The sequence below is a fragment of the Nostoc sp. genome (genome assembly GCF_036919675.1).
GTDB lineage: Bacteria > Cyanobacteriota > Cyanobacteriia > Cyanobacteriales > Nostocaceae > Nostoc.
In genome coordinates this window covers 206,803-231,470 of record NZ_JBALCP010000102.1, presented here as the reverse complement: position 1 = coordinate 231,470, position 24,668 = coordinate 206,803, and the positions used below count along the sequence as shown (strand labels likewise).

The 24,668-nt window shown below is 42.0% G+C and carries 26 protein-coding genes; 12 read left to right on the top strand and 14 right to left on the bottom strand.

Annotated elements, in window-relative coordinates:
- Positions 1–852 precede the first annotated feature (852 nt).
- From V7K49_RS23435 to glyA, 4 genes are all read right to left on the bottom strand, one after another.
- A complete protein-coding gene (locus V7K49_RS23435) occupies positions 853–1,002 on the bottom strand; it encodes a type II toxin-antitoxin system HicB family antitoxin (protein ID WP_334873140.1) in 150 nt (49 codons plus the stop codon).
- Between the two features lie 217 nt (positions 1,003–1,219).
- On the bottom strand, positions 1,220–1,480 hold the full coding sequence (locus tag V7K49_RS23430; protein WP_335207724.1) for a CopG family transcriptional regulator: 261 nt from the start codon (positions 1,478–1,480) through the stop codon (positions 1,220–1,222).
- A gap of 37 nt (positions 1,481–1,517) precedes the next feature.
- Positions 1,518–2,780 carry a competence/damage-inducible protein A gene (locus V7K49_RS23425; protein ID WP_335207723.1) on the bottom strand — a complete coding sequence of 421 codons (1,263 nt, stop codon included), beginning with the start codon at positions 2,778–2,780 and terminating at the stop codon, positions 1,518–1,520.
- Positions 2,781–3,101: 321 nt separating this feature from the next.
- Positions 3,102–4,385 carry a serine hydroxymethyltransferase gene (gene glyA / locus V7K49_RS23420; RefSeq protein ID WP_334873146.1) on the bottom strand — a complete coding sequence of 428 codons (1,284 nt, stop codon included), beginning with the start codon at positions 4,383–4,385 and terminating at the stop codon, positions 3,102–3,104.
- Positions 4,386–4,492: 107 nt separating this feature from the next.
- Here glyA and V7K49_RS23415 point away from each other — a divergent pair, with 107 nt between their 5' ends.
- Entirely contained in the window at positions 4,493–4,660 is a 168-nt protein-coding gene (locus V7K49_RS23415; protein WP_334873148.1) for a hypothetical protein, read from the top strand.
- A 172-nt stretch (positions 4,661–4,832) separates the two neighbouring features.
- Complete coding sequence (locus V7K49_RS23410) at positions 4,833–4,967, top strand: hypothetical protein (RefSeq protein ID WP_335207722.1); 135 nt, start codon at positions 4,833–4,835, stop codon at positions 4,965–4,967.
- A 160-nt stretch (positions 4,968–5,127) separates the two neighbouring features.
- Here the strand turns inward: V7K49_RS23410 and V7K49_RS23405 are convergent, their stop codons facing one another.
- The 3 genes from V7K49_RS23405 to V7K49_RS23395 form a co-directional block, all read right to left on the bottom strand.
- Complete coding sequence (locus V7K49_RS23405; RefSeq protein WP_334795396.1) at positions 5,128–5,376, bottom strand: hypothetical protein; 249 nt, start codon at positions 5,374–5,376, stop codon at positions 5,128–5,130.
- 29 nt (positions 5,377–5,405) lie between these two features.
- Positions 5,406–5,894, bottom strand: coding sequence for a hypothetical protein (locus V7K49_RS23400; protein WP_334873154.1), 489 nt, complete (start codon positions 5,892–5,894; stop codon positions 5,406–5,408).
- Between the two features lie 351 nt (positions 5,895–6,245).
- On the bottom strand, positions 6,246–9,023 hold the full coding sequence (locus V7K49_RS23395) for a M16 family metallopeptidase (RefSeq protein WP_335207721.1): 2,778 nt from the start codon (positions 9,021–9,023) through the stop codon (positions 6,246–6,248).
- Positions 9,024–9,434: 411 nt separating this feature from the next.
- Between V7K49_RS23395 and V7K49_RS23390 the strand changes: the two genes are divergently transcribed.
- From V7K49_RS23390 to V7K49_RS23370, 5 genes are all read left to right on the top strand, one after another.
- Positions 9,435–9,920 carry a hypothetical protein gene (locus tag V7K49_RS23390; protein WP_335207719.1) on the top strand — a complete coding sequence of 162 codons (486 nt, stop codon included), beginning with the start codon at positions 9,435–9,437 and terminating at the stop codon, positions 9,918–9,920.
- Between the two features lie 70 nt (positions 9,921–9,990).
- Positions 9,991–10,275 (top strand): GNAT family N-acetyltransferase, encoded by a 285-nt coding sequence (locus V7K49_RS23385; RefSeq protein WP_335207742.1) that lies wholly within the window; start codon positions 9,991–9,993, stop codon positions 10,273–10,275.
- A gap of 63 nt (positions 10,276–10,338) precedes the next feature.
- A complete protein-coding gene (locus tag V7K49_RS23380) occupies positions 10,339–10,593 on the top strand; it encodes a YlcI/YnfO family protein (protein ID WP_334873160.1) in 255 nt (84 codons plus the stop codon).
- Complete coding sequence (locus V7K49_RS23375) at positions 10,586–11,017, top strand: type II toxin-antitoxin system VapC family toxin (protein WP_334873162.1); 432 nt, start codon at positions 10,586–10,588, stop codon at positions 11,015–11,017. Before V7K49_RS23380 ends, V7K49_RS23375 begins: the two co-directional genes overlap by 8 nt.
- Positions 11,018–11,123: 106 nt before the next feature.
- Positions 11,124–11,660, top strand: coding sequence for a hypothetical protein (locus V7K49_RS23370; RefSeq protein WP_335207718.1), 537 nt, complete (start codon positions 11,124–11,126; stop codon positions 11,658–11,660).
- A 65-nt stretch (positions 11,661–11,725) separates the two neighbouring features.
- On the opposite strand, the gene V7K49_RS23365 is transcribed toward V7K49_RS23370, so the two are convergent.
- The 3 genes from V7K49_RS23365 to V7K49_RS23355 form a co-directional block, all read right to left on the bottom strand.
- Positions 11,726–13,819: a prolyl oligopeptidase family serine peptidase gene (locus V7K49_RS23365; RefSeq protein ID WP_335207717.1), complete on the bottom strand. Its 2,094-nt coding sequence runs from the start codon at positions 13,817–13,819 to the stop codon at positions 11,726–11,728.
- A 512-nt stretch (positions 13,820–14,331) separates the two neighbouring features.
- On the bottom strand, positions 14,332–14,547 hold the full coding sequence (locus V7K49_RS23360; protein WP_334975367.1) for a DUF2839 domain-containing protein: 216 nt from the start codon (positions 14,545–14,547) through the stop codon (positions 14,332–14,334).
- Positions 14,548–14,662: 115 nt separating this feature from the next.
- Positions 14,663–16,231: an ATP-dependent DNA helicase gene (locus V7K49_RS23355; RefSeq protein WP_335207716.1), complete on the bottom strand. Its 1,569-nt coding sequence runs from the start codon at positions 16,229–16,231 to the stop codon at positions 14,663–14,665.
- Positions 16,232–16,375: 144 nt separating this feature from the next.
- Here V7K49_RS23355 and V7K49_RS23350 point away from each other — a divergent pair, with 144 nt between their 5' ends.
- Positions 16,376–17,338: a M48 family metallopeptidase gene (locus tag V7K49_RS23350; protein WP_335023228.1), complete on the top strand. Its 963-nt coding sequence runs from the start codon at positions 16,376–16,378 to the stop codon at positions 17,336–17,338.
- A 93-nt stretch (positions 17,339–17,431) separates the two neighbouring features.
- Here the strand turns inward: V7K49_RS23350 and V7K49_RS23345 are convergent, their stop codons facing one another.
- Positions 17,432–18,646 carry a cache domain-containing protein gene (locus V7K49_RS23345; protein WP_335207715.1) on the bottom strand — a complete coding sequence of 405 codons (1,215 nt, stop codon included), beginning with the start codon at positions 18,644–18,646 and terminating at the stop codon, positions 17,432–17,434.
- Positions 18,647–18,655: 9 nt separating this feature from the next.
- Positions 18,656–19,636 carry an ABC transporter substrate-binding protein gene (locus V7K49_RS23340; protein ID WP_335207714.1) on the bottom strand — a complete coding sequence of 327 codons (981 nt, stop codon included), beginning with the start codon at positions 19,634–19,636 and terminating at the stop codon, positions 18,656–18,658.
- 566 nt (positions 19,637–20,202) lie between these two features.
- Between V7K49_RS23340 and V7K49_RS23335 the strand changes: the two genes are divergently transcribed.
- Entirely contained in the window at positions 20,203–20,628 is a 426-nt protein-coding gene (locus V7K49_RS23335; RefSeq protein WP_335207712.1) for a hypothetical protein, read from the top strand.
- A gap of 337 nt (positions 20,629–20,965) precedes the next feature.
- Here the strand turns inward: V7K49_RS23335 and V7K49_RS23330 are convergent, their stop codons facing one another.
- Positions 20,966–21,406 (bottom strand): Uma2 family endonuclease, encoded by a 441-nt coding sequence (locus tag V7K49_RS23330; RefSeq protein WP_334873181.1) that lies wholly within the window; start codon positions 21,404–21,406, stop codon positions 20,966–20,968.
- Positions 21,360–21,524 (bottom strand): hypothetical protein, encoded by a 165-nt coding sequence (locus V7K49_RS23325; protein WP_335207711.1) that lies wholly within the window; start codon positions 21,522–21,524, stop codon positions 21,360–21,362. Before V7K49_RS23325 ends, V7K49_RS23330 begins: the two co-directional genes overlap by 47 nt.
- A gap of 146 nt (positions 21,525–21,670) precedes the next feature.
- Between V7K49_RS23325 and lysS the strand changes: the two genes are divergently transcribed.
- The 3 genes from lysS (at position 21,671) to V7K49_RS23310 (ending at position 24,660) form a co-directional block, all read left to right on the top strand.
- Entirely contained in the window at positions 21,671–23,356 is a 1,686-nt protein-coding gene (gene lysS / locus V7K49_RS23320; protein ID WP_335207710.1) for a lysine--tRNA ligase, read from the top strand.
- Between the two features lie 198 nt (positions 23,357–23,554).
- Positions 23,555–23,962, top strand: coding sequence for a type II toxin-antitoxin system RelE/ParE family toxin (locus tag V7K49_RS23315; protein ID WP_335207709.1), 408 nt, complete (start codon positions 23,555–23,557; stop codon positions 23,960–23,962).
- Positions 23,959–24,660, top strand: a complete 702-nt coding sequence (locus tag V7K49_RS23310) for a helix-turn-helix domain-containing protein (RefSeq protein WP_335207708.1) — start codon at positions 23,959–23,961, stop codon at positions 24,658–24,660. The genes V7K49_RS23315 and V7K49_RS23310 overlap by 4 nt, the downstream gene beginning before the upstream one ends.
- Positions 24,661–24,668 lie beyond the last annotated feature (8 nt).

Below are 24,668 nucleotides of genomic sequence, written 5' to 3'. Positions count from 1 at the left end.
CGAACAATAAACCAATCAGGAAAAGATTATAAAAAATATAATATTGTAGTTATTAACAAGCTATTAACAAGATATTGATAAGTTATTAACAAGATATTAACAAGTTAATAATTTGTCAGCCACATTATGCAGGTTAGTTTTAAAATCTTGATATTTTATATTAACCAACTATCGTTTTGGGTTTCAGGCATTGAACTAGCTCGCACTTCTCTACGAGACGCTCTTGCTAGTTTGCTTCCCCGTAGGGGTACGGCAAAGCTCAGTGACCACCGCAGGCATCACAAAGAAAACAAGTATCAAAAGCTTTTTGACACTATTGTCAATAAATTTAGCATGTTTGAAACTAAAAACGTTTGCTCACTCTCAATAGATAATAAAAAGCGTGAATTGATTGCCAGGAATGATTTTTAGCCGTTTTTTAAAAATTCAGGTTTTGACAAAATAACGTGCAGATGGCAAATTTTTGAGTACATTTACTCGTGCAGAATGTGGGTTCTAGTCTCAAATAAATGGCATTAAGAAAAGCTGAAATACTTGTTCACCTCAAGCAAAAAATTATCCCTGGTTTAGAATATGAAACTACTGATAATCTAGCTAGGTAGATTATATAATTACCCTGCTGCTTCGCTCTTTTGATGAGTTTAGTCTCTAGGTTTAGACAAAATTTAGTTTTATGGAATAAAACTAAAGGCGATCGCAACTTCAATAAAAAATGCGTAGACGCGTTCGCAAAGCGTCTCTAAGAGTAGCGGCTTGTCGTCAGACATCGCCTCTCTGATAATCATGAAGCTATCTGCTAAATCGGAGGTCGATATCTCGCTTCAGGAATTGGTTTTCCTCCATTTTTGCAACTTATAACCATGCGTCTTTTGCTTGCAAGACTTCACGAAGCGCTTCTTCTTCAGTTGAACCAAATGCTGAACAGTATTTCAGATCAGGAATATCAGCAATGTAGCCATCATTTTCTTCACTATAGAAAATATTAACGTGATAGTGTTTCATCTTTAACTCAGTACCGCCACCAAAATCCGCAGCAAATCCTCTAGATCAGCAGGAACACGATATAAATTGAGGTCTTGAGTTATTTGTTTACTTTCTCGATTCAGTAGACCAAATTGCCAAATATCCCCTGTAGATTTGCCTCTTGAGAATCAGTCCATGCATCTATAGCAATAAGTACAAGTCATTTCGATTTGCTAAGGCTAACCAAAAGCCAGTGTCAACGATAATCATACTTAGCTTTCAAGCCATCTCTCAAAATTGACTTGTAATTTACAGACAGATCCGGATCTGCCTGACCACAACCAATAAAGCCTGTTTGCTTCAGCATCGACAATGCGTTCTTTTGCTCCTGCTGAAGCTGCTGGTAATACAATTCAAGAGCAGACTTAATCACATCCGTTATTGACTGATTAGTTTGCTGTTGGATGTAAGCTAGTTTGTCAGCATACTCTTCATCTAATCGCGCATTAATTTGCATTGTTAGGTACGCTTGTTATCCAAATCGGATGACAAACTTAACATTCCTCCGATCTCGTCAACAACTTCCGGCGCAAATTATCCAACGCTGCATTTGCACTCACATGACGAATTAAATTTCGACCTCGCACTGTACCAAACTGATACTCAAAACTTGCCACTTCATCCTTTGGCCCAGCCAAACCAACGTAAACTAGACCCACTGGCTTGGTGTCTGTCCCTCCAGTTGGACCGGCAATACCAGTAATACTCAATCCCCATGTTGTTGCAAGGCGGGTTTTGACTCCAATTGCCATTTGCTCTGCAACGGTAGCACTTACCGCTCCAAATTTATCTAAATCTTCTGGGTTAACCCCCAGCAGCCCAACCTTCACCGAATTGTCATAAGAAATTACTCCACCCCAAAAGTAATCAGAACTCCCAGAAATCTCAGTCAACATTTGCCCTAGTCCGCCACCAGTGCAAGATTCTGCTACTGAAAGCGTTTCTTTTGATGCAAGCAACAACTGACCGACCACGGAAGCAAGAGTATCATTATTAACGCCGTAAAAATCTAGTCCGGCGATTTCTTTAATTTGTTTCTCAATGGGCGCAATTAAGGCTTCTGCGGCTGCTTCTGAATTTGCTTTGGCAGAAACTCGCAATCTTACTTCCCCCTTACCTGCATAAGGGGCTACTGTGGGATTTGGCAAGTTTAAATAGGAAGCAACCTTTTCAGCCAAAGCAGATTCACCAATACCCCAAAACTTTAAACTCCGACTGTAAATAATTTCTTTACCCCAACCTTGACTTTTGAGAAATGGGACGGCTGTTTCTTCCCACATCGGATGCATTTCACTGGGAACACCAGGAAAGGTAAAAATCGTGATTTCAGGACGGGGTTGCCAAATGATACCGGGTGCTGTTCCAGTGGGGTTGGGTAGAATTTCTGCACCTTGGGGAATCAAAGCTTGCTTGCGGTTACTTGGTGACATAACCCGACCACGTTGGCCGAATTTCTGGATTATGTCTTCGATGATGTCAGAGCGTTCTACCAACGGGACTTTAAAAAAATCAGCGATCGTTTCGCAGGTGAGGTCGTCTGGTGTCGGGCCGAGTCCACCAGTGAAAATGAGAATTTGCGCTCTGGAAATAGCAATTTCTATAACTTGCTTCAACCGTTCTGGATTATCCCCAACCACTGTTTGATAGTAGTGGGGGATACCTAGTTGCGCTAATTGTTGCGCTAAAAATTGAGCATTGCCGTTGAGGATATCTCCTAGCAGCAGTTCAGTACCAACACAAATAATTTCTGCACTCATTGGAAGGAATAGAGACGCGATTAATCGCGTCTGTACAAAAGTTTGGAGTTTGGAGAGACGCGATTAATCGCGTTTGTACAGGAGTTTGGAGTTTGGAGACGCGATTAATCGCGTCTGTACAGGAGTTTGGAGTTATAGCAATTCTATGTGAGGTTGCGCTTTGTTTAGGTAGTAGGGGTAATTCATGAATTGCCCCTACAGGGTGTTGTTTTCGTAAGTCCTATAGGCACATCTTCATACAGAATTGGTATTAGGAGTTAGGAGTTCAAAACTTAAAACTTATCACTCCTAACTCTTAACTCCTAACTCCTAACTATCATCTCAGGCTAAGGCTGGTACAGGAATTTCCAGGTGAGAATATAAGGGGAAGCGATCGCACAATGCTGCTACCCGTTGCCGACAATCTTGGGTTACTACCTCGGAATCTGGAGAAAGCAGGCGATCGCTAATAATATTTCCAATCTCGGTAAATTCTGCTACTCCCAAGCCCCGCGTGGTCATTGCCGGCGAACCTAATCTTAGACCACTGGTAACAAATGGCGATTGCGGATCAAAGGGAACAGTATTTTTGTTAGCAGTAATATTCACGGTACTAACTAGCTGATCCGCTTGCTTACCCGTCATGCCAATAGAACGTAAATCCACGAGCATTAAATGATTGTCAGTGCCATTGGACACAATCTTTAAACCCCGGTTTTGCAGTTGTTCTGCCAAAGCACGAGCATTTTCAATCACTTGGGCAGAATAGGTTTTAAACTCAGGCTTCAGGGCTTCTCCAAAAGCTACTGCCTTACCAGCAATGACGTGTTCCAATGGCCCGCCCTGGCTGCCAGGAAAAACAGATTTATCTAGCTTTTTACCTAGTTCTGCGTCACTAGTCAAGATTAAGCCACCTCTAGGGCCGCGTAGAGTCTTATGTGTAGTTGTTGTTACTACGTGACAATGAGGAATGGGATCAGGATGAAGACCACTAGCAACCAAACCAGCGATATGGGCAATATCCGCCAGTAAGTAAGCGCCGATTTCATCAGCAATGCTGCGGAACTTTTCAAAATCAATTACACGGGGATAAGCCGAATAACCACAAATCAGCAGCTTAGGACGCTCCCTCAGCGCCAGCTCCCGAATTTGGTCGTAGTCAAGTTGTTCTGTTTGTTGGCTGACACCGTAGTGGCTAACTTGGAACCACTTACCTGAGACATTTACAGGTGAACCGTGGGTGAGATGTCCCCCATGAGACAAATCCATCCCCATAATTTTGTCGCCTGGTTCCAGCAGGGACAGAAACACAGCAAAATTGGCTTGTGCGCCGGAATGAGGTTGTACATTCGCGTGAGCAGCACCAAATATCTGTTTAGCCCGGTTGATCGCCAGTTGCTCGATTTTGTCGATAAACTCACAACCGCCATAGTAGCGTTTACCAGGTAATCCCTCGGCATATTTATTTGTCAGTACCGAACCTTGAGCCGCCAGTACAGCAGCGGAGGTAAAGTTTTCACTAGCAATCAACTCCAAGTGGTCTCGCTGACGCTGTAGTTCGTCGTTGATTAACTCCGCGATCGCTGGATCAGAGGAGGTAAGAAAGTCTGAATTAGTCCTGGTCACTTCAATTATCCTTGTGGAAATTTGTACAACGGCTGATTTTGGTTGGGCGCAGCACCTAACAGCTTTACAAAGGCGATTAATCGTCTCCGTATTCTGGAGGTTTATTTGTGCCAACTTATTTATTATTAGACGCAAGCTCGATTAATGCATTAATTATCATAACGTTGCTTTTTGAAACTGGGCTAAATAAAGCTTTTTGCGATCGCTCCTCTGTGGGACAAAAAGCTGAAGCTTCGACAATTGACTGTGCCTTATACAACAGTTGTGGTACATAACTGCGAAGTTATCCGCTGAAAATTTTAAGCACTCAGTATTTTTACAAATGAAAAATTGTTTGAAACTGTGGGACAAAAAGCTGAAGCTTCGGCAATTGAGTTATACAACAGTTGCAGAACATGACTGCGAACTTATCTGCTGGAAAACTTAAGCAGTCAGTATTGTTGACAAATGAAAATTTTTTTGAAACTCACCTTTGGCAGCGGACAAATAGTATTAGCTATTCAAGTTGATCAACAAGCCGAGTTACCAGATGCTCTTGAAGGAATAGGGCTTGGCGGCACCGATACTAAATTGAAAAACTGACCATTAAATATTTGACAAACTCTTGGATTTATTTATTGGGAAAGGTATTAATTTCCAACACCATTTCGACTATGTAGAGTGCACCAAGCAAAAAAGTTATTAGTCCTAGACAATATCTGATTAATAAGATAGTATTTACAAGTGTGAAGATTGGATCTTTTCAGTTCTTTTTTGACCTATTTTGCTTGCCTAGTAAAAAAACTATATAGAAACGCTTTTTAATGAATGGGATATAAAGTCTGATATCCACAGCAGAACGCTTGCTAACCCGCTTCATAAATACCTTTTGTAATTCTGTCAATTGAGCATCGGTAAAAGTAGCTGCTACTTGAGGAGGAATGCAGGCGAAAAACTGTTGTAGAAAAGTGCCACTTTTGGACGAATATTTAGTTAAATGCTTTTTAGGCATATTATTTTTATTGTCGATGTGAATAGACTTTAAAACATCGGACTGTGTTGATCATCCCAACACTTCTCATTATGCCAAGTTCTGTTAGTGTATTCGCATTCAGATTTATCAAAAATCCAAGGAATAGATGTAGGGTAAGGCGAAGTTGAGATGGAAGTAAGTGAAATAAGTGAAGACCATAAAAAACAGAAAATAGTGAAGCCACAACTCAATAGAATGGTTACAAATACTGTTAATAATATGAAATTACCTGGATTTAAAAGAGGATATCTACTTTTTTTATATTGCAAGCCCTGTTGCGAAAGACATTCCGAACCTGCTAATAAAACTAAATAAAATCGAAGTCCTGAAATCGGGAATGAAACTCTTATATCTACAGAATGACGAGTCCAAACATGAGAGCCAAAACCCCTTTGTATAGCTTTTAGTTGCTCATCAGTAAAAGAGGCTGCTATTTTCGGACTAATTTTAGAAAAAAGTCCTTCAAAAATAGGATCAATATGTTCTAGACTTTTCATAATTGTGGTTGACTAGATGCCGCCGTTATCAGAATAACCCAATTTTCTAGCTCAGTCTTTGATATTTACATTAAAAAATTATCAATTTATAATAAATTTATATAAATCATTGGTTTACGGTTTCATTACTTAATTTACTTAAAAAATTTTTAATTCTTCACTAGAGTTTAATATAAAAAAAGTTTTAATAAATTTTAGGCGTTCGCAATTAGTAATATATAGCAATAGATTCCTAACAAAAAACCCTATAAACTCTGACCCCGACTTGTGATCTCTTCTTATAAAAGCAAAAGGTCTAATCTTAACCAACATGTAAAGGTGCAAAGCACATCTTTGCACCTTTATGTGAAATTACGATCCAATCTTGGGTACAGTATCTCCAGGCCCGGCGGTGACAATTACCAGATTTTCTGGCTTAATTAAATCCTCAATTGCCTGTTGCAGGTGAGCCATAGTGACTGCTTGAATCTTTTGGGGAAACTCTCGGATTTCTGCTAGTGAAAGTCCTAAGACAGCATTACTCAAAATTATGCTTGATACATCACTGGGATTAGCTAAATCCACGGGGTAACTATTAGTAATTGAGCGTTTTGCCGTGTTAAATTCAGCCTCAGTTACTCCTTGTTCGCGCAACTGTTTGAGTAAAGCCAGAGTACTGGCGATCGCTTTTTGGGTATCTCCAGGAGCAGTCTGCATCTGAATCAAGAACGGGCCGGGATTGATTCCGGCGGCAAAACCACTATAGATCCCATAGGTTAGACCTTGGCGATCGCGCACTTCCGTACCTAAGCGACTCGATAAGGTATCACCACCCAAAATTTGATTTAGCACCAGTGCCGCATAATAACGTGGGTCTTTCCGAGCGATGCCGTTGTAGCCGATGTAAGTAACAGCCTCTGTCTTACCGGGAATTAGTTTGTTTAGACGTGTTAAAGTTTGCGGTAATGACACGGACGCTATTTTAAGAACAGGTAGCTTACCTGTGGCTTGCCATTTGCCAAACGCCTGATTCAGCAAAGCTTTTACCTTAACTGGATCAAAGTCTCCCACTAAAGCGATCGTTGTGGTATCTGGTCGGTAGTGTGTCTGGTAGAAGCCAAGCAAATCATCACGAGTAACGCTCTTTAAGCTCTCGGCCGTGGGAAAGCTATGGAATGGATGATTTTCTGGGTAAATTGCTTGCTGAAATACTTGTCGTCCCAGTCCTCTGGGGTCATCTAGCTGGACTTTGAGACTTATCAACGCCCGCTGGCGACTCAGTTCTAACTGGTCGGCTGGGAAAGTGGCATTTTCTAACACATCTGCCAGAGTTTGAATCAATATGGGCAGGTTCGGTGAAAGTCCCTCACCACTGACGCTAACTCCCTCACGGCTGGCACCGAAGTTCAAATCGGCTCCCCGGTCTTCTAATGTTTTTGCTAGGGTAAGAGCGTTTTTAGTCTGCGTCCCATTCATTAAGTTAGTCGCAGTCAGATTCGCTAATCCAGCTTTTTGATTGCCGTCAAATTCAGTCCCGGCGTCAATTTGTCCACTCAGGTTAATCGTGGGGAGGTTGCGATCGCTCAAGAGCAGAACCCGCAAACCATTATTCAAGGTAAACTCTTCTGGTAGTGATTGTTTGCCCGAATCTGTAGCTGATGTGGCAGGTGGAAGATATTTAGCCAGTTCTGCTGGATCTACAGGCTTACCGGGGCTGAAATTTTCCACTGTCCGACCAGAACCAGCACTAGAAGTCCCTGGTTTACCATCTGGTTGAGTTGGCTCAAAGAAGCCGATGGTTTGTTTAGCCGGATTTAGGTAAGTTTTTGCTACTTGCTGCACTTCGGCAGGGGTGACTTTAGCGATCGCAGCCAGATACTTTTCAATAAAACGATAATCCCCGGCGATCGTTTGGTTATACCCTAGTTGGCTAGCTTGACTGGTGATGTCTTGATTACCCAAAATATACGAGGCTTGCAGTTGCGTCTTCGCTCGGTTCAATTCTTCTGTGGTAACTGGCTGCTGTTGCAATTTTGCTAAAGATTCCTGGAGCACCTGGGCAATTTTACCCAACTCTTGACCGGCTGCCGCCGTAGCACTAATTTCATACCAACCTGGTTCAATGAGTTCGGCTGCACCGCCATTCACCGAACTAGCAAGTCCAGATTCCACCAATGCTTGGTAAAGTCTAGAGCTACGTCCGCCTGTGAGAATGGAATCCATCACATCAATTGCCGGCACATCAGGATGCTTGATATCTGGTAACGGATACACCGCTTGTAGTAGTGCCGCACTTCCAGGCTGCTTGAGGACAATCGGTGCTTTTTTAGCAACAGAGGTAGAAGCAATCACCTGGGCGGAATTTTTAGCCACAGCCGTCTTGGCTCGTTTTGGCAACTTCCCATAAGTTTCTTTAACAACTTTCAGTACAGGTTCTGTGGCAAAATCCCCTGTAATTACCAATGTGGCATTCTCTGGGCTGTAGTAGGTTTGGTAATAATTCCGCACCTGCTCCACCGTGAATTTCTGTACATCGGCTTTTGTGCCTCCCACAGGTAAGCCATAGGCTCTGCGAGGGAAAGCATCTCGCATCACTGCCCGATCCAGACGATAGCCTGGTGAATTTTCGTACCCCTGTAACTCGGAGATCACCACCCGCTTTTCACTTGCGAGTTGTTCAGTCCCAACTAAGGAGTTTTCCATGCGATCGGCTTCCAGTGTCAACAATGCTTCGAGTTTGTCTCGCTGCACTGTACCAAAGTAAGCTGTTTCGTCATAACTAGTAAAGGCATTGAACTGGCTACCCAAGGCACTAAACAACCTTCCAAACTGCACTGGACGGTCAGTTGTACCCTTGAACATCAAATGTTCTAGCTGGTGAGAAATGCCATTTTCTCCCTTAACCTCGTTACGTGAACCAACTTTATACCAGACTTGCACACTCACCACTGGAGCGGTATGGACTTCTTTGGTTAGCACTGTTAAGCCGTTGTCCAATACCGTTTTTTGTACCCCTTGGGTGAACGAGAGAGCAGATACAGGTGCGGCTGCTGTTGGTGTTGCAGCATTGGTGAAATTGCCCGAAAGCGGCACAATACTTAGGAGCAGGCTGAGGAAAAACCCTACAAGCATATATGAGCGTAACTTCATAAGCAATGGGAAATGCAAAATTTCTAATTATAAAACAAAACCTTAGTACCGCTTTGTGGAAGTCAAAAGACTCACATTCTCGGCTTTTTTACCATTTTCAATGGTAGCTTGATTTCCGTCATGCCGTAATAGTCGGTTTTCAAGTTTATCTATTTGCAAGACACCTACGAGCAATAGCCCACAACAAGGATATAAAAATCCCTTTCACTATTTATTGCCACTTATTCCCTATTTTCAAGATAGATGTAACTTTACGCACTGTTACAAATTATTGCAAGTATATTAACAACGATTGCAATGTGTTCGATTTGACAAGTTTTTCGGAATATCCACCTTTATAATTGGTTTAATTCTTATTGTCATCCCATCAGGGTAGATATCTTGATCAAACTAGCAATAAATTTTTGAGATATGCAAACAAGAAACTTAATTGCATCATTCACTTTAGGTATAACCTTAGCAGCAATACCTGTATCACAATCTCATGCCTTAGAAGAAAACACACCGGACTTGTATAGTTTTACAGGGTATAATTTAAAAGGTGATAAAGTCAGTATTAATTACTCAACAACAAGCTTTATTGGCAAGCCCTCTTTCCAATATAAAGACCAGAAACAGACATTAAACTTTGAAGGAGAAAAGCAGATCCGGACTGTAGAAACGGAAATTGGTACACTAGTGACTGTGACTATTAAACAGACGGTAAATGGTGAGTACACCACATTTAGCTTGCTCATACCGCGTGTAAAAATTGGATTGGGCGAGGAAGTAAAAATTGTAACTAACGGAATCACAACATTGAATCGTTTTTCTACGATTCCTCAATCAAACCAGCAGCAGAAACAACTTTATACAATAATCAATCTGAAAGGGACAGCCCGATTTGTCCTGTTTTAAGCACAAGAGGGATAAAGAAATTAAACTTTCTTTTTACTAAAATGCAGGAAAGCCGTAAGGGTGAAGATAAATAATTGTTTCTCTCCAGCCTTATTGCTTAACCTTCACACTGGCGCGATCGCACCAAGGTAAAGGTTACGCAACTGAAGCTGTAACGATGTTGCTCGACTATTTATTTATAGAACACAATCTGCATCGTGTAAGTGCAAACTGCGATCAAGCAAACATAGCATCCGCTAAACTGCTGGAGCAAGTTGGTATCAGACGCAAAGGACACTTTCACAAGAGTTTGTGGTTTAAAGGTGACTCGGTAGACGAATTATGGTTCACCATTTTGCGTGATGAATGGCATTGAGTGTTTAGCCCCTGAATATACGGTTACAATAAATGGTATCAATATTTGGTTGCAATTATCGCTATGGAACGCGAAGCCCTAACAATTCGGTTTCCGGCTAATTTACTTGTCAAAGCTAAGAAAATTAAAGAGGGTAGCGAATCCCTGAATGATTTAGTAGTTGAGGCTTTGGAACGTGAGGTGAGCCGCCGCAGGGGATGGGCTGCCCATCAACGGATAATTGCCCGCAGCGAAACTGTTAAAGCTAAAACAGGAATACAACCAGCCTCTACAGATTTGATTCGCAGCCTCAGAGAGGACGAAGGGCGACGTGACTAGAGTTTTGTGTTTAGATACCAGCGTTTGGATTCCTTATCTTGTACCAGAAGTTTATCAATCCCAGGCCAGAAAACTAGTAGCAGAAGCCTTAAGTCTGAGTATACCCTTAGTGGCTCCGGCTTTTGCTTGGACAGAAGTAGGCTCTGTGCTAAGAAAGAAAACCCGCATGGGAGTAATTACAACAGAGGAAGCGCTAGGTTTTTTTGAAGACTTCTGCGAACTGCCTATTGATTACATTGAAGAAGAGGCAATTAGGACAAGAAGCTGGAAAATTGCAGAGCAATATGGATTATCTACCCTTTATGATGCGGCATTTATTGCTTGCGCTGAGAATGCGTCTGCGGAGTTTTGGACGGCTGATGCTGCACTGGTTAGGCAACTCACACCGCGACTTGCTTATCTCCGAGAAATAGGGGAAATATAGCAGTATAGGGAAATTTGACTTTTAATACTTATTACTGCAATCTGGGGAGAATTTCAGGGAAGCATATAACTGTAGTTTTCACCCTGTTTTCTCAGGTAATTCTTTTATGCTTAAAAGTTCATTTCCAAAAATCCAAGACCTGACACAAAACAAAGAAGCTTCTTTAGAAACAACTGGTAATCACCTAAATATTAAATACCTCAAGCTTGTTAATCATACTGCTACTAAAAGAACAGAATGGTCTTACAAAGAATCTTCTAAAATTGGTATTACCTTCTATTTGCATTGGGCAATGAACGAAGACCTGAAGAAAGGATTGAGCGAGGAGGAAATTAATAAGAGATTAGCACGAAAAGAAAATGATGCAAAGAAAGCAGATCAGGGCGATCGCATTCTTTTGTGCCAAAACTATTACAATCATGGTCATCGCGTAACTCATGTGGTGGAAACAGTTAGTTCCACTGCTGAAAAGAGAGATGAGATATGGACACGCGAAGTTCAGGTAGTTTGGGTTGCACAAGACCCTTGGCAGAAATATGCGCCACAGACAAAAAATCTAATTGGCGACTTTTTATTCAAAGGTGGTAACTTGACTAGTGCTAATGCTCCCTCAATTGTTCTAAATTCAGATCCACTGAAATAATTGAGCTTATGGAAATAATGTAGTGCGTTACACTGCGTTAACGCACCCTACAAATAAATCAACCCTTAAACTTCAACATTCAAAGTACGCACCAAAAAAGCCCATTTATCGGCGGCTTCTTCGATAATTTTAGCCGTGGGTTTACCCGCACCATGTCCGGCTTTAGTCTCAATTCTAATTAGCGTTGGCGCATCACCTGCGTGAGCCTCTTGTAAAGCTGCGGCAAATTTGAAACTATGAGCAGGGACAACGCGATCGTCATGATCGGCTGTGGTAATTAAGGTTGCTGGGTAAGCTGTATCTGGTTTGAGATTCTGCAATGGCGAATAAGCATACAGTGCTGGAAATTCTACTAGATTATCTGCCGAACCATATTCGGAAGTCCAAGCCCAACCGATGGTAAATTTGTGGAACCGCAACATATCCATCACCCCGACTGCTGGTAAGGCTGCACCAAACAAATCGGGACGTTGTGCCATACAAGCACCCACTAATAAGCCACCGTTACTACCACCGGCGATCGCCAGCTTATCAGTCTTAGTATACTTATTAGCAATCAACCACTCAGCTGCGCCAATAAAGTCATCAAAGACATTCTGCTTTTTATCCTTCATTCCTGCTTGATGCCATTCTTCGCCATATTCTCCACCGCCGCGGATATTGGGCATAGCATAGACACCACCCATCTCCATCCATACTAAAAGACTCACAGAAAAACCAGGTGTCATTGAGGCATTAAAACCACCATAAGCATAAAGATAAGTGGGATTATTTCCATCTAATTTAATCCCCTTTTTGTGCGTAATAAACATTGGTACTCTAGTACCATCTTTGCTATGATAAAAGACTTGTTTTGTCTCGTAATCATCAGGATTAAAATCTCCCTCTGGCTGGCGAAAAAGGGTACTTTTACCAGTTGTCATATCGTAGCGATAGATAGTTCCTGGTGTGGTGAAACTGGTGTAAATATAAAAAGTTTCGGTATCATTACGCTTGCCATCAAAGCCTCCGGCTGAACCTAGTCCAGGTAGTTCTACCTCGCGGATAAACGCACCTTTGATGTCAAAAATTTTAATTTGGCTGTGAGCATCTTTGAGGTAATCAGCAACAAATTGATTATTGAGTATGCCTACACTTTCCAACGTTTCTGCTGATTGGGGAATGATTTCTCGCCAATTTTCCTTAGCAGGGTTTGTGGTGTCAATCGCAATAACTCTTCCCCGTGGTGCATTTAAATCTGTGCGGAAATAAAACACGCTATCATCATTGTTGATAAAGCTATAATCTGCCTCAAACTGGTTAATTAGTTCTACGACTTCCGCATTAGGGTTAGTCAAATCTTTGTAGAAAAATAAATTCTTGGAGTCAGTACCCAGCCAAATTGAAATTATTAGATAGTGTCCATCTTCAGTAACACCGCCACTAAAACCCCATTCCTTTTGGTCAGGACGATGATAACTTAGTACATCTTCTGATTGGGGTTTTCCTAATTGATGATAGTAGAGCTTTTGATAATAGTTAACATCTTCTAATTGAGTTTTTTCATTCGGCTCATCGTAGCGACTGTAGAAGAAACCTTGATTATCATGTGTCCACGATGCACCAGAAAATTTAATCCACTTCAGGTGATCTTGCAGGTCTTCACCAGTTTCGACATCGCGTACTTTCCACTCTTGCCAATCAGAACCAGAGGCGGATAGACCGTATGCTAAAAGTTTGCCATCCTCGCTAATAGACAATCCTGAAAGAGCAACAGTGCCATCTTCTGAAAGTTTATTGGGATCGAGTAAAACTTTGGGTTGGTCTTCGAGGGTTTTCAGAGTGTAGAGGACACTTTGGTTTTGCAGTCCGTCATTTTTGAAATAAAAGTAGCGTTCGGTGGAACCGTCTTGCAGATATTCACCTTCTTTAAAAGGGATACCATATTTTTCATAATCCCAAAGTTTGGTGAGGCGCTGTTTAATTTTTTCCCTGGTAGGAATTTCACTCAAGTAGCCAAAAGTAACTTGATTTTGTGCCTCAATCCAAGTCCTTGTTTCTTCAGAGTCAGGATCTTCTAACCAACGGTAAGGATCTGCGACTAAAGTCCCGTGGTAATTATCGACTTGATTGCTCTTGTGGCTGGATGGGTAGGTGAGGGGTTTTTTAGAGGAGGGCATAATCTCAGGTCAAAAGTGCTTCTTTACATACTACAAAGATAGACCCAAGACGTGGAGCATACACTGACCAAACCTGCGGGAAAATTCCAATTGGAAAGAGTACCTGCTGGGGTTCTACTAAGTAGCAAGCAGTCCCGTTAGGATTTTAATCAGCAAGCAAGATAAACTAACCCAAGCGGATTAGTTTATCTTGCCCAGGAAGATCCCCCCAACCCATGCCAGTCGATCCACTTGGGGAGACCGTGCTGGCTCCTCTTAAAAAAGCTTGCTCTAGTTCTCTTTTTTTTAAGGAGGGTTAGGGAGGATCAAGCCCTAATCCAAGCGGATTGAAGTGTAAACAAGCGATCGCTCATTTAATTTGTATCAGTTTGAAGCCGAACCCCTTATCTGGTATATTTCTATAGCGTTTCTCAGTTGAGTCCAAATAGAGACCTAACAAGAGCAGCTCGTTCCCTCCTAGCGTGGGGAGTAAGATTCAATATCTCTCCGAGTCAGAAGGCTAACAGCAAGATTTAGAAGACTACTTGCCACCAACCGAAGGCTGGGCCGATAAAACGGATAGTTGCCCATCCTACAGCCATAAGGATAATGCCTATCCAGGCACCACGAGTTGTCCAACTGACAAATAGTTCGGATTGAGCTTTTGTGATGGGAACCCAAGGCAAGATCCGAGTCTCTTGACCGTATGTTTCCCCTTGTGTGGTTTTACGACGCTTTGCTTCACCCATAATCAGCAACTCAAATTTTACTTAGGTTCTAAATTTATCTTGCCAGGAATCATGGCTATAGAGAGGCAATGAATTGCATTACCTTCATAAAATGTAAATTGGGTGACAAATGACCTTAAGCGGAATTATCTTCACTAGTATTAGAAAACAGGCTTGGATCGAGATAGTTAATCCGTGCCAGAGGACTTAAGGCAGCAAGAATTTGAGCGCCGTAGCTACGATTAACTACACGACTATCAAGTAAAGCAACAATGCCTTGACTTTCTCTGACTGGAGCGATCGCTCTTTGTAATTCATTCAAAGCCGCTGGCAATAAATATAAACGGAACCAATCTTGATGCGATCGCTTATAACGAGCTACCCTACCAGCTACTAGGGGATTTTCCAAAGATGGTAGGGGTAAAGTAGCAATAATTAACAAATGAGGTGCAGGCAAAACTCGTTGATGTTCTCGCCAAAATTCCCAACCGCTAATCAAAATCCCATTTTCATCTAGACAAGTTTTTTCTACTTGCACCCGCGAACCAAACTCTGAGGCCAGAATTGTCGCCACTTGAGACTTGAGTGGTACATCCCCCACCAAGACAACCGTTAATCCTGGTGCTGTAGCACTTAGACAAACCAGTGTGCTGACTTTGTGAATAAATGCCGCTTGAAATTCTGGTGTGTTAGGTAGAGGCAATTTATAGGGTACATACAGTTGAATTGCTTCCGTTTGACTTTCCGAAGAGAAATTCAGACAAGTTAAATCGTCCAAACCCAGGCGCTGTCGGAAAAGAGGAGCATCAGTTTCCGGTTCTATGGCGCTGCCAATTAAAACTACTGGTTGTCGCTGCCAAATGGGCGAGAGGATTTCCCCTAATTCCATTCGGGCGTAATGCAAAGAAAATAAACCTTGTCGATGGGCAATAGTCGCCCAGAAGAGAGGAGGGGGAGCAGGGGAGGCAGGGGGGGAAAGATTTTCATCAAGGATTTGTAATTGCTGCCAGAATTGTTTCCAAGGTTCTGGCAGTGCTTGTACTGACTCTAAAGCAGAATAGAGACGGCTTAAAATCTCTATTTCTGGCTGGGAAATTAGATAGCACTCATAAGGATTGGCTGGATGCTGAAAAAGTTCGTGTGTTAGTTGTATCCGTGCCTCGTTAATTGCCTCAGCTTGGTTTGGGCAAGCTAGCATCAGTTGATCCCAATCATGGGGTTGAATATCTTGGGTAAGTTGATGACGCACCCAATCTTCGAGATCATCTACCCCATCAATAATTGTAGGGATGCCTTGGGGAAAGCGATCGCCACCAGCAAATTGTCCTCTTAACCAAGCTTCCGGGGAGGTCAACAGTAGCCCTTGAAACTCAGCATCAGGCCAAGCGTCACCTGTTCTAATCGATTTGTTGGCTGGTAGCCACTGCTGTAGACGGGGAATTTCTACCTGTAGCAGAAGTTGCTGCACTGCTTCTTGAGCAACAATAATTACAGGTCCATGCCACATTAGGGCTGATGCTACGAAACTGGTGCGATACCGCCCTTGATAGCCACAAACCGCCCCTACTTGAATTAGGGCACTACGTCCCAGGCGCAAGGCGCGTGCTACCAACCGTGCCATCGTCAAATGATGGGGCCAGGAAGGGAACCCCGCTTGCGATCGCAAAAAGTTATGTAGTGACAAATGAACTTCAGCCTCAATCACACGCTTTTAATTCCATACAAAGTGACTTTTACTTCCAATTGCCCCATTTCTATTATTCAGTTCTCAGCTCTCAGTTACCAGTTAATAGACTGTTTATTGATAACTGTTCACTAATAAGTGTTCACTGACCCAATACCCTGAATTATGCCAACTTACACAGGAATTTCCAGCGAAGCCTTTAGGCATCCACTAGATCGCCAAGCCGAGCAAGCTTTACGAAATTTACCAGGATTTGATTTAATCGCTCGTAAATTTGTGGAATTTATCTACGAACGCCCTCAATTAGTCTATCTAATGGGTAACACCATCCAAGTCGGGCCGCGTCAATATTCCACTATTTACCAGATGTTTCGGGAATGCGTCCGAGATTTGGACATTTACCCAGAACCTACACTGTTTGTCTCGCAAAATCCCCAAGCAAATAGTTATGCGCTGGGGCAAGAGAATCCTTACATAGTCATAAATACAGGGATACTAGACTTACTAGACGAAGCCGAAATTCGGGCGGTGCTAGCCCATGAACTGGGGCATATTAAATGTGGTCATACTATTTTAATTCAAATGGCGATGTGGGCGATGAGTGCTGCTTCTGCCTTGGGAGAATTGACCTTCGGCATCGGTAATCTTGTAACACAAGGCTTGATTTACGCCTTTTTTGAGTGGCGGCGAAAAGCCGAGTTATCGTCGGATCGCGCCGCACTACTGGTGATGGATGACTTGAATCCCGTGATGTCAACCATGATGAAACTCTCTGGCGGTAGTAACAAATATGCCAATGAATGTAGTTTACAAGAGTTTATCAAGCAGTCAGAAAATTATCAGGCACTTGATGAAGATGGACTGAATCAGGTGTATAAATTCTTAATGTACAATGGCGCTCAGGGTATGATGTTGAGCCATCCTTTCCCAGTTGAACGCTTGCATTACTTACGGGCGTGGGCAATATCTGAAGAATACCAGCAAATTCGCCGAGGAAATTATCAGCGATCGCCTGCTTCCGGATCAGTAAATGTTGCAGCCGAATCTTCTGCAAATGAAACAGAAACTTTGCGCCGTCAAATTGAGGAATTACAACGAGAAATTGACAGAATGAAAAGACCTGAGTAGTTTTGAGTGCTGAATGAAGTTATATGTAGTGCGTTCGATTTGCCTAATGCACTACATATATGTTGAGAGAAAGTCGCATCCGGCATTATATGTCTAATGAGTACAATAGCGATCGCGCCCCTTTTGTTTGGCATTGTATAGGGCTTTGTCGGCTGAAAGGATGAGTGTATTTGGCTTAATGTCGCAAGTGGGTATCAGAGAAGTAATACCCAAACTAACGGTGACGACATCCTTGATATCAGACTGTGCATGGGGAAGCATTGTTAGCAGTTGCCCAATAGCAAAAGCGATGATTGTCACTACTCCAGCGATCAATGCAAATAGAAACATTGCGTCACGAATTTGCTTTTCTACAGGTACTAAAGCAACAGGAAGGGGCTGTGCGAACAATACAGACCAAGGTTGATATTTTAAACGAGCGATCGCAATCAGATTAACCTGATTATCTGTTCCTGACAGAGATGCAATCAAATACGACTGTTTATTATCCAATGCTTGCTTAAGTTTTGACTCATTAGTTGCCAATTCTTTGACAGGAGAATTAGGCAAACGCCCTTCCTTTTGAAGTTGAGTTACAACATCGAAAGGCAAAGGCACAATTGATTTAAAAAGTAGTTCTGGTGCATTACTATGTGCCAGATAAATATTATTTTCATCTAAAAAAATAGCAAAAGATTTTGCCCCAGCCCGTTCATTTTCTCGAATCACTAACTGCTGAACAACAGTAGCATTGTATGAAACACGCAATACACCCAATATATCTCCCTTGGCATTGCGAACCGGACTGCTAAAAAAGAGGGTAACAAGATCAGGAATTATCGGCGATCGCTTCATGCTAGAAACAAAGGATAACCCAGTTTGCAGTGGTTTTTTAAAATAATCTTGAATTGATTCATCTTTGCTAATGTCTGGTGTATATGTATCCAATACATTTTTCCCGTTTAAGTCAAGCAAAGCATAGGAGAAAATATTGACCATATCTTTGCGACTGAGACGGATTAATGTTTCTGTCGCCAATTGCATTTCGGGGCTGTGATCTCGCTGTTTTGGAGTTAGGCTGAGGTAGCGTGCCAAGCCTGGTAAAATCGCCTCTACGCGCACGGCATTGAGATTTCCATCAATAAAAGCATCTATTTTATTAGTGGTTTCGTTAGCCGCCGCAGATAAGGCTTGTCGAGCGTTGTCAGTTAGTGCTTTTTCAGTTGTCTGTTTATTGATAAATGCCAATAACAGCAACGGAATCAAAACAACAATGAGAAACGAGGCAATCAACTTTGTACGGATGCCGCTCAAAAGAGAGTGCTGCATGGCTTTAAACTAGGAAGCAAGGTTCAAGAAGGAAGAATTAAACAAACCTTTTAGCTCAGGAATGCGCGTCACGTTTCCAGAGCGAATAAAAAAGTCTCCATATATCTTGGCAGTTTTGTAGATAGAATTAGGGTTGCTAGATTGAAATAATTTTTGATTTTCACCTAAATCAGTTAGGTGTACTCCCTCCAAAGACAGTGTATTGCTAGGAATTTTTAACGCTTTGCTGATGATAGCGTTTCCTTCCTGAACATTTGCTTCCCAATAAGTCGAGGCTTGCAGCCATCCTCGCACAAATGCACGAATGTCTTCGGGGCGATCGCGGATTGTATCACTACGAAAGATAATCATATCTAAAATTAAGCCAGGGGTTTGTTTGCTGGTAAATAGGATATGTTCCCCTGATTTAAGAGCTTCAGAAAGATGGGGTTCCCAGGTGTGTCCGGCTTGAATAGCATTATTTTTTAGGCGTTGAGGAATTTCTAAAGCCTCTGATTTAACCAAGTTCACATCATCGCTGGTTAAGTTAGCAGTTTTCAACATCTCAGTCACGAAAACTTCGCTAAAACTGCCTAGATTTGTGCCCAGTTTTTTCCCTTTCAAGTCAGCGACGGTTTTAATTTGTGATTGGGCAACTACCGCATCTGCTCCTGTTGATTCATCTATAATGATCACACCTTGTATATCAGGATTTGTGGCACTCAAGATTATAAAACTTCCTAATGAGGATGTAATCCCATCATATTTACCCGCACTGAAATTTGCTTGTTCCAATTGAGTGTGTTGTTTATAAATTAGTTCCACATCTACCCCTTGGGCTTTGAAGAATCCTTTTTCTTGAGCAATGATGCCTGGATACTCGCCAACAAAAGATGCAAATTCAACTTTCAAGGGAGGGCGTTTGAATTCAGTCGGTGCCCAGGCATAACAAGCAAATAGCAAACAGGCAGGAATGATAAAAATACTGACGTATTTAAGTAGTTTAAACATAGAATATTTTCTTCTTAACCAAATTATGAGAAATTAAAATCGCTACGGGAACTATTCAATTAAGCATTAATATATTCAAAAGGTCTACATCCCATATTTTGTCTCAGGTTGCAGCCATCGAAAAACTACCCCTCATTCATTTTATTTTTGTGTTTGAGAGCTAAACTTGAGCTTAGTATGCCCAATATAGCAATCCTATTTGAGTTGTAAAAATTATCGAACCGCCATCTCTACGAAAGGCTTCCGCCAACGCGCAGCGTCTCGTAGAGAAGCCGCCAAGAGCGCCAAGAGAAGAAGGAAAAAAGTTTACGAATCATTTGGGACTGCCATAGAGCAAGAAAACTACTTGTCGAAGCGGGTTTAGGAATAGACTCAGCAATAGGAAGTTCACGAATTGTGAAGGAACCAGAAGAATTATTTTTTTTTAGATTCCCTTAAAGTGGATAATATTTTCTAGCTGAACTACCATCCTCTTGGGGGTAGGATAAATTCAAGATTCAAAATTAAGACTTGAAAATTACTTAACTATATCTCAGCATTAGAATTAGATGTAGGCATTTCTGAATATGGCAATTCACTTGACAAAACGGCTTTCTGTGTTCGCTGCTATTCTAGCTCTTGTCCTTTTTATGCCGGGAATTGCCTTAGCTGCACCCGTTAAACTCCATACTACTTCTGGTGTCATTTTCACCCAAACTACCAAAACTACAAGCTACTCCACCTCGTCGAAGATTAACCTGACTCCCTTACAAAGCCAACAACTCCAGGCTGTGCGTCAGAGAAGAAATAGCGAAATTGAGGCAGTTTTAAACACATCGCAACGTGCCCAACTTACTCACAATCTCCGGGCTGGTAATAATATCAATCAAGCCCTAGTAAAACTGAATTTGCAACCAGAACAGCAAGATTTGGTAAAGGCGATCGTGCAATTTACTAACTTGAAAATGAAGGCTGTTTCATCTAGGCATTCGCTAAAAATAGTAGAGAAATAAAGGTTTGACTTACAGAGTCAAATTTTGAGCCTTTGTTATAGAAGATATCAATAGTATTTTCTCTGACAGCCTTTTGGATAAAATGCGATCGCTTGTTCGCACTTTTTATTGTAGGTATCTCACCTACTCAGGACTTACAGCAAGAACTCTCTGAAACTCTTATTCCTTTGTGTCCTTTGCGGTAACCTGCGGCAAGCCACTTTGCGTCTACGTTTTATCATGTTGCGTAAGTCTACTATTGCCCAATACGCTTGAGTTAAGATTTGCTCCTCCCTAACCCTCCTTAAAAAGAAGGGAATAAGAGCAAGCCTGATGAATTAGCTTAGAATTGCCAAAGTTATGGAAACAGTTGACTAATCCGGATTTCAATTTCTGGGAATGCAATCAAGGATAACGTTGCATCCTCATCCAGAATAAATTCTTCATTGTAGCCTTCCAAACCAGGCTCACGGAAAACATCAACCTGATGCTGATTCACGTCTAAAATCCAGTAGTCAGCAATTCTTGCTTTAGCATAAAGAGGCGCTTTTTGTTTGCGATCTGTCTCTAGTGTCGTATCTGCTATTTCAATTAGTAAAAATATTTCATTGGATGCAGGATGATGATCAATGTACTTTCGCCCATCAATCTGAACAACAGCAATATCTGGTTCAGGTTCCGAGTATTGGCTCAACTGAATGGGATCTTGCACCCGAACTAAGGCAACTTCTGCTAGCGATCGCTTGAGATAATCAGATGCACACAGCGTTGTCGCTGCGTGTGGGGTGATTTTTGGCACTCATGGGGATAACTTGCCCATCAATCAGTTCTACCCGTTCATCCTCTGTAATAATACCCGTTTCAAACATCCGGTGATATTCGTTTACAGTCCACAGGCGGACTCTAGTTTGTGTCATTGTGTATTTCCTTTAGCGATGCCTGCGGCGGACTACGCCTACGCACATCACTTTTAGGCGATATGATCATCTGCAAAGTGCAAATATCTCTTACTCTCAACTTTTGCAACATCTATAATTAATGTTGCCCTATTTAGTTCGTTACCATGTCGGAAGAAGATATCCGAGCCGCAAGGCTGGAGAAAGTAGAACAACTCAAGCAGCTAGGGACTAATCCCTATGCCTATCGTTGGGAATCTACCCATCATGCAGCGCAGTTGCAAGAAAAGTTTGCCGATTTACCCGGCGGCGAAGAAGTTGATTTAGAAGTTGCTATAGCCGGACGCATTATGGCGCGTCGCGTTTTTGGTAAATTAGCTTTCTTCACTTTGCAAGATGAAACCGGCACAATTCAGCTTTATCTGGATAAAAATCGCATCCAAGAAAGCATGGCAGATATTGATGCTGATGCCTTTAATCACTTGAAACAACTCACAGATGCAGGTGACATCCTGGGAGCCAAAGGTACTATTAAACGGACTGAAAAGGGCGAATTATCTGTCTATGTTAAACAATATACTATCCTCACTAAATCCCTGTTGCCCCTACCCGACAAGTGGCATGGATTAACGGATGTTGCCAAGCGCTACCGTCAGCGCTACGTTGACTTGATTGTTAACCCGGAAGTGCGGCAAACTTTCCGCCGTCGTGCCCAAATTACTGCTGGGATTCGTCGTTATTTAGAAGAACGGGATTTTCTCGAAATTGAAACGCCGGTTTTGCAAAGTGAGACTGGGGGTGCAGATGCGCGTCCATTTATCACCTACCACAACACTTTAGAAATGGAGTTGTATCTGCGAATTGCCACAGAACTTCATCTCAAGCGGTTAATTGTGGGTGGTTTTGAAAAGGTGTTTGAATTAGGCCGAGTTTTCCGCAATGAGGGAATTTCGACTCGACACAATCCCGAATTTACGACAATTGAACTTTACCAAGCCTACGCCGACTACAACGATATGATGGCGCTGACTGAGGGGATTATTACCACTGTCGCCCAAGAGGTACTCAGCACACTGGAAATCACTTACCAAGGGGAACCTATAGATTTAACACCACCTTGGCGGCGGGTGACAATGCACGATTTAGTTAAAGAAGTTACGGGTTTGGATTTTAATTCTTTCCAAACTTTGGAAGAAGCAAAAACAGCAAGTAAAAATGCTGGCATTCCTGGTGTAGATGAAGCCCAATCAATTGGTAAGTTACTGAATTTAGCCTTTGAAGAGAAAGTAGAAGCCAATTTAATTCAACCTACCTTTGTAATTGATTACCCTGTAGAAATTTCACCCTTAGCAAAACCTCATCGTTCTCAACCTGGTTTGGTGGAAAGATTTGAGTTATTTATAGTAGGGCGAGAAACTGCCAATAGCTTCTCAGAACTTACCGATCCCATTGAGCAAAGAGAACGCCTAGAAGCCCAGGCTGAAAGAAAAGCTGCTGGTGACTTGGAAGCGCAAGGCGTAGATGAAGACTTTTTGACAGCCCTTGAATATGGAATGCCGCCTACAGGTGGTTTAGGGATTGGGATTGATCGGTTGGTAATGTTATTAACTGATTGTGCCAGTATTCGGGATGCGATCGCCTTCCCTCTACTCAAGCCAGAAGGCAGCGTTATTAAGGAATTTAGCTACGATCCAAAAACTCAAACACTGACTATTGAATTTGATAGTGGAAGTGTTTACGAGTATTTCAAAGTACCTCCTAGTGTCAAGGAAGACTTAGACAATGCACCGTCTAAAGGTCAATACTTTAACAAGTTTATTAAAGGGAAATTTAAATTTGAACAATTGAGTTGAGTTAGTAACTGCTATTCAACAGTAGGGTGCGTTAGGCAAAGCCATAACGCACCATTTTTATTGCCTAAGTTGCACTCACGTAATCTATATGATATTCCTTCAAAAGAATAATACAATTGACATTCCTTATAAGGAATACTATACTGTGAGGTAGGAAGTGACTTGGACTTGGGAACTTTATCAACTGTGAGGAAGGAAGTGACCTGGACTTGGGAACTTTATCTAGATGTCAATGGGGAAATCCCCAAAGATTTGCTGGCTTTTTTCATCAGCATGATTCCTGAAGAGGATAAACCAGAAAATCCACCAAAGCCATTACTGAGTGCTTCCGAAACCAGGCGTTTGCAAATTAATCTTGGCTACCTGTGCAACAAAGGACTCGCATCACTTACCAGTGGCAACTTTGAGAAACTGGAAGATGATTTGTATGAGTTACGTATGGCTAAGAGCGAACATAATCCACGGTTTATCTTAACGGCTGCTACTCCTCAGAGGTTTGTGGTGCTACACGCCTTTATGAAAAAATACGACGACGCTATCAAAGATAGAGACAAAGAACCTGCAAGAGTGAGATTGCATGAATTGCAGCAGAGGGAACAATCATGAAAAAGCCTAATTTTCAAGCTTGGTTGCAGCAGAAAGTCAGCGACGAACCAGAGGTGATTCTGGCAGGGAAGTTAGAGTATTTGCGTCTTTATCTCACCGATGCCATGCGTGAAATACGTAACAAAGCAGGATTGACTCAGGCACAGCTAGCGGAAAAACTAGGAGTAAAGCAAGCGGCGGTGTCCAAACTGGAGTCAGCCTTAAAAGAACATGAGTTGGAATCAGTGTTGCACTATTTACACGCATTGGGTGCAGATTTGCTGATAGCCGTCAAACAAGGGGATGAATTATATCAAGCTAGCGATAACGAAGGTGTATTGCTGGTAGATGTACCAGATGTAGTTGCACAAAAGGCATTGGCGGCAAACATTAGCGTGCGGGAATATGTGCGTGTAGCGATCGAAAAGTTTTCCAGCGAGGATGATGGACTGAGAACAGCTTTGGTAAAACTGCTGGAAAGTGACGATTCGGTAGCAGTGAAAGTGAGAGAGCATTTGGGTTCAAGGACAATCCAAGAAATTGCTGTAGAGTTGGAAAAATGTTTGAATTTATCTGAAGAAGAAGATAGGATTTTTGCTGTCAAAAATGTATTAGCTGCTAATGTAGTGTGTGGAGAAAGTAATCGCGGAACAAGTGATGAATTTGATGAAATTGAGTTGTTAGATTTAGCTGAACAATTGCTAGGGAAGTTGACATAATTTTTGAG

Excerpts from the sequence above, each read along its gene's own strand:
- V7K49_RS23335 (WP_335207712.1), top strand. The coding sequence starts at position 20,203 with ATGGCAATTCACTTGACAAAACGGCTTTCTGTGTTCGCTGCTATTCTA.
- V7K49_RS23325 (WP_335207711.1), bottom strand. The coding sequence starts at position 21,524 with ATGACACAAACTAGAGTCCGCCTGTGGACTGTAAACGAATATCACCGG.
- V7K49_RS23365 (WP_335207717.1), bottom strand. The coding sequence starts at position 13,819 with ATGCCCTCCTCTAAAAAACCCCTCACCTACCCATCCAGCCACAAGAGC.
- V7K49_RS23310 (WP_335207708.1), top strand. The coding sequence starts at position 23,959 with ATGAAAAAGCCTAATTTTCAAGCTTGGTTGCAGCAGAAAGTCAGCGAC.
- V7K49_RS23435 (WP_334873140.1), bottom strand. The coding sequence starts at position 1,002 with ATGAAACACTATCACGTTAATATTTTCTATAGTGAAGAAAATGATGGC.
- V7K49_RS23410 (WP_335207722.1), top strand. The coding sequence starts at position 4,833 with ATGAAAATTTTTTTGAAACTCACCTTTGGCAGCGGACAAATAGTATTA.
- V7K49_RS23430 (WP_335207724.1), bottom strand. The coding sequence starts at position 1,480 with ATGCAAATTAATGCGCGATTAGATGAAGAGTATGCTGACAAACTAGCT.
- V7K49_RS23370 (WP_335207718.1), top strand. The coding sequence starts at position 11,124 with ATGCTTAAAAGTTCATTTCCAAAAATCCAAGACCTGACACAAAACAAA.
- V7K49_RS23380 (WP_334873160.1), top strand. The coding sequence starts at position 10,339 with ATGGAACGCGAAGCCCTAACAATTCGGTTTCCGGCTAATTTACTTGTC.
- V7K49_RS23360 (WP_334975367.1), bottom strand. The coding sequence starts at position 14,547 with ATGGGTGAAGCAAAGCGTCGTAAAACCACACAAGGGGAAACATACGGT.
- V7K49_RS23390 (WP_335207719.1), top strand. The coding sequence starts at position 9,435 with ATGCAAACAAGAAACTTAATTGCATCATTCACTTTAGGTATAACCTTA.
- V7K49_RS23345 (WP_335207715.1), bottom strand. The coding sequence starts at position 18,646 with ATGCAGCACTCTCTTTTGAGCGGCATCCGTACAAAGTTGATTGCCTCG.
- V7K49_RS23350 (WP_335023228.1), top strand. The coding sequence starts at position 16,376 with ATGCCAACTTACACAGGAATTTCCAGCGAAGCCTTTAGGCATCCACTA.
- lysS (WP_335207710.1), top strand. The coding sequence starts at position 21,671 with ATGTCGGAAGAAGATATCCGAGCCGCAAGGCTGGAGAAAGTAGAACAA.
- V7K49_RS23425 (WP_335207723.1), bottom strand. The coding sequence starts at position 2,780 with ATGAGTGCAGAAATTATTTGTGTTGGTACTGAACTGCTGCTAGGAGAT.
- V7K49_RS23400 (WP_334873154.1), bottom strand. The coding sequence starts at position 5,894 with ATGAAAAGTCTAGAACATATTGATCCTATTTTTGAAGGACTTTTTTCT.
- V7K49_RS23340 (WP_335207714.1), bottom strand. The coding sequence starts at position 19,636 with ATGTTTAAACTACTTAAATACGTCAGTATTTTTATCATTCCTGCCTGT.
- V7K49_RS23395 (WP_335207721.1), bottom strand. The coding sequence starts at position 9,023 with ATGAAGTTACGCTCATATATGCTTGTAGGGTTTTTCCTCAGCCTGCTC.
- V7K49_RS23405 (WP_334795396.1), bottom strand. The coding sequence starts at position 5,376 with ATGCCTAAAAAGCATTTAACTAAATATTCGTCCAAAAGTGGCACTTTT.